This window comes from Halomonas sp., assembly GCF_041689495.1.
Taxonomy (GTDB): domain Bacteria; phylum Pseudomonadota; class Gammaproteobacteria; order Pseudomonadales; family Halomonadaceae; genus Halomonas.
The window spans coordinates 1-3,289 of the sequence record NZ_JBDNGD010000353.1; the positions used below are offsets into that span (position 1 = coordinate 1).

General features: G+C 64.9%; 6 protein-coding genes. 3 read left to right on the top strand and 3 right to left on the bottom strand.

Annotation, left to right across the window (positions count from 1 at the left end):
* From ACESMD_RS11145 to ACESMD_RS11155, 3 genes are all read left to right on the top strand, one after another.
* The coding region (locus ACESMD_RS11145; protein WP_372613139.1) for a putative zinc-binding metallopeptidase at nucleotides 1–469 on the top strand (469 nt) is incomplete at its 5' end.
* A gap of 12 nt (nucleotides 470–481) precedes the next feature.
* Nucleotides 482–643 carry a hypothetical protein gene (locus ACESMD_RS11150; protein ID WP_372613149.1) on the top strand — a complete coding sequence of 54 codons (162 nt, stop codon included), beginning with the start codon at nucleotides 482–484 and terminating at the stop codon, nucleotides 641–643.
* A gap of 106 nt (nucleotides 644–749) precedes the next feature.
* Complete coding sequence (locus ACESMD_RS11155) at nucleotides 750–1,040, top strand: nucleotidyltransferase family protein (protein WP_372613141.1); 291 nt, start codon at nucleotides 750–752, stop codon at nucleotides 1,038–1,040.
* Nucleotides 1,041–1,177: 137 nt separating this feature from the next.
* Here the strand turns inward: ACESMD_RS11155 and ACESMD_RS11160 are convergent, their stop codons facing one another.
* From ACESMD_RS11160 to ACESMD_RS11170, 3 genes are all read right to left on the bottom strand, one after another.
* Entirely contained in the window at nucleotides 1,178–1,819 is a 642-nt protein-coding gene (locus tag ACESMD_RS11160) for a DsbA family oxidoreductase (protein WP_372613143.1), read from the bottom strand.
* A gap of 112 nt (nucleotides 1,820–1,931) precedes the next feature.
* Nucleotides 1,932–2,699, bottom strand: coding sequence for a DUF2182 domain-containing protein (locus tag ACESMD_RS11165; protein ID WP_372613145.1), 768 nt, complete (start codon nucleotides 2,697–2,699; stop codon nucleotides 1,932–1,934).
* Between the two features lie 14 nt (nucleotides 2,700–2,713).
* Nucleotides 2,714–3,289 (bottom strand): DUF1326 domain-containing protein (locus tag ACESMD_RS11170; RefSeq protein ID WP_372613147.1); only part of this gene is annotated, 576 nt, incomplete at its 5' end.

A 3,289-nucleotide genomic window follows, 5' to 3' on the forward strand; every position in this document is an offset into this window, starting at 1 on the left:
CGCGCATATGCTGTGGTGGCGGCTCAGCCTGCGCGACGATTTCCTCGACGCCTTCCGTGCCATGTTCGGCGACGAGCGCGCGGATTACCCCGCCGCACTCCAGCGGTACTACCATGACGGCCCACCGCCCGACTGGAGACTGCGCTTCCTGACCACCTATGCCTCGGCGCATCCGCACGAGGACTGGGCCGAGACCGCCGCCCATCTGCTGCACCTGACCGATATTACCGACAGCTTCGTTGCGGCGGGCCTGTCCTTGCCAGCGTTGCCGAACCCTGGCTGGGATCCGTATTCGGAACCGGATGCCGAGCGCCTGATTCATGTCGCGGCCTCCCTTGCCGCGGGAGTCAATCACGTCAACCGCTCCATGGGATTGTCTGACCTCTATCCCTTCGTGCTGTCGGAAGCCGCGCGCCGCAAGCTCGCCTTCGTGCATGACTGGCTGCGCCGGGGGGCGCAGGGTCTTTGATGCAAGGCCGCCATCGACGATCAGGCCGGGATCGCCATGGGCAATGTGGTGGGCAGCAACATCTTCAACATCCTTGGCGTGCTGGGCCTGACCATTCTGCCGGCACCCTCGGGAATCGGCTTCTCGCCGGCTATGGCGGGTTTCGATATCCCGGTGATGATCGCTACAGGATAAGCGGAGAACGAGCGTGGCATGAGTCCGACGCTCTGCAGAGGTCAACTGCTATGCTAGAGGCCAGGCATCAGGTGTCGAGCCGACAGGATGTGTGGAGGTGGAGGTGATGAACAGATCGGAAGTCGTGTCGCTGCTGCAGCGCCACTTGCCTGCCTTGATCCGGGAGTTTGGCGTTCGTGACATGGCGCTCTTTGGTTCGATGGCCCGTGATGATGCGGGGGAGGAGAGTGATGTCGATATCCTCGTGTACTTCGATGGCCCGGCCACGGCGGATCGCTACTTCGGGTTGCAGTTCTACCTCGAAGATCTGTTGGGGGGGCCAGTGGATCTGGTGACCGACAAGGCGCTGCGCCCCGAACTCCGTCCCTTTATCGAGCGCGAGGCCATGCATGTCTGAGCGTCTACCTCGGCGAGAGTGGCGTTTCTATATCGATGACATGATCGGTTTCGCCCTTTATACCATGCGCAATAACCGAGTGCCGTGCCGGGGTTGCCAGCCGCCCTCGCGGATCACCGTGAGGCCGGCGGTGGCCTTCAACCCTTGTCGGTCGTCTCGAGAATCGCCTGGCGCAGTGCCTCGGGTGGTTGAGCGCCCGACAGGCCGGTCGTGCCGTTGATGATGAAGGTTGGCACGCCGCTCACCCCCAGGCGCCGGGCCTGGTCCAGGCCCGCTTTCACCTCGGCCCGGCCCTGGTCGCTCCCCAGGAAGGCCGGTACGTCGATATCCTCCAGACCGCCGGCCCGGGCGGCGTCGGTCAGTATTGCACGGTCACCGATATCCTCGCCCTCGACGAAATAGCGCCGAAAGAGCTCGTTGACCACTGCCTGCTGGACGCCATGTTCGCCGGCCAGCCAGATCAGCCGGTGGGCGTTGAAGGTATTGGGGGTGCGCGTCATGCGCTCGTGATGGATCTCGATACCGGCCAGGTGGGCGGCAGACTCCACCTGTGCGTCGAGCTCCCGGGAGCGTTCCCACGAGCCGAACTTCGCGGTCCGGTAGTCTTGCCGCGTCAGGCCTTCCGGGGGCATGTCGGGGTTGAGCTCGAAGGGGTGCCAGGCCACCGAGACGGCGACCTCCTCGGGCAGCTCGGCCAGGGCGAGGTCCAGGTGGCGCTTGCCGATGAAGCACCAGGGGCAGATGGCATCGGAGATCACGGTGATGTCGACGTGGGGCATGGGGGCTGGGCTCCTGGGTAAATTTCCCACAGACGATAACATCTCGAGGCCGTGACTGACGCCTGATCCACTCCGCCGGGGGCACCAGTGCCGGGATGATGGCCGGAAAAGGTCATTGCATCAGCATCACCACAGCGCCGGCGACGATCAGCAGGGCGCCGGTCAGGCGGCTGAGTTGCGTTGCTCGGGGCAGGCATTTCTCCAGCAGGTAATACAGTGCCATGGCTGCCATCCAGGCCAGGCTCATCACCCCGCCCACGAACATCAGCAGCATCAGCGCCCAGCAGCAGCCGGTGCAGAAGAGGCCATGTCGAATCCCCATGACCAGGGCGCCAGCATGACCCTCCCGCCACTCGGTCATCAGGAAGCCCAACGGCGAACGGCACTTGCCGAGACATGCCGCCTTGAGGCGACTGAACTGGAAGGCCCCCGCCGTGATCAGCAGGCCACCGCCGAGGAGTGGGCTGACCCTGCCCATGGCCGAGCCGAGCAGCTCACTCTGGTGCAGGCCCCACTGGGCCAGGGCGAGCAGAAAGGCAACGCCAGTCCACACCGCAAGATAGCCCGCCACGAACAGCCAGGTCGGTACGCTGGCCAGGCCGTTGGCGGCCTTGTTGTGGTGCACCCTGGCATAGGTGAGTATCATCGGCCCGGCACTGGTCAGCATCATGGCCACCATCATCACCGTCCACATCAGGGCACTCATCGCCAGCATCTCCAGGCCCCAGCCGACCTCGCCCGGCATGGCCATTGGGGTGGCCATGTCGGACGGCGTGCCGTGCAGGACGAGGTAGGCCCAGGCGAGCAGGGTCAGCAACATGAGGGCAGCACCGATGAGGGCCCGTTCCCAGGCGTGCATCCTGGCCATCGTCAACATCATGGCGGCGTCTCCTCTCAGGGCCCGGCATAGGCGAAGGGTGAATAGTAGGCCGTGCGCTCGCTGAGATCGAGGTCGATCCCGTGGTCCTGGTGGCGCAACGAAGTCGATTTCGCCACGACCAGGGTTTCGCCCGGCGCCACCGCCAGCGGATGGTTGTGGATGGTGACATCGCTCCCCTCCTGGCCTTCGATGGCATGAACATCGGTGCCTGCGGCGTCCCCGAGCCTCAGGTGTCGCCGCCCTGGTTCGATATCGAAGTGGATGGGTAGGGATTCCACACCCAACACCTCGCCGATCAGGGAGGCAAGCAGGGCGGGATGGCCACCGGCCTTGCCGCCGAAGATGGTGCCCAGGGCGTCCTGCTGTCGTTCGTCCGCCTGCTGGTCGAGGTAGAGCACCACCTTCCAGTTGCCTTCCGCCATCGGTCCCGGGGTGTTCAGCGCCACGGCGACGTTGAGGTCGTCGAGGCTGATATCACCGTACTGGCCGGCGGTGATGTGCCAGCCGACCAGCGCCGTGCACTCTCCCTCGGTAGGCGGGCCCAGGTAAAGGCAGGGGCAGGCTCCCCGACAATTGCAGCTCTCCAGGTA

What these genes read in the sequence shown, in the direction of transcription:
- ACESMD_RS11155 (WP_372613141.1), top strand. Translation starts at nt 750, where the DNA reads ATGAACAGATCGGAAGTCGTGTCGCTGCTGCAGCGCCACTTGCCTGCC.
- ACESMD_RS11160 (WP_372613143.1), bottom strand. Translation starts at nt 1,819, where the DNA reads ATGCCCCACGTCGACATCACCGTGATCTCCGATGCCATCTGCCCCTGG.
- ACESMD_RS11165 (WP_372613145.1), bottom strand. Translation starts at nt 2,699, where the DNA reads ATGATGTTGACGATGGCCAGGATGCACGCCTGGGAACGGGCCCTCATC.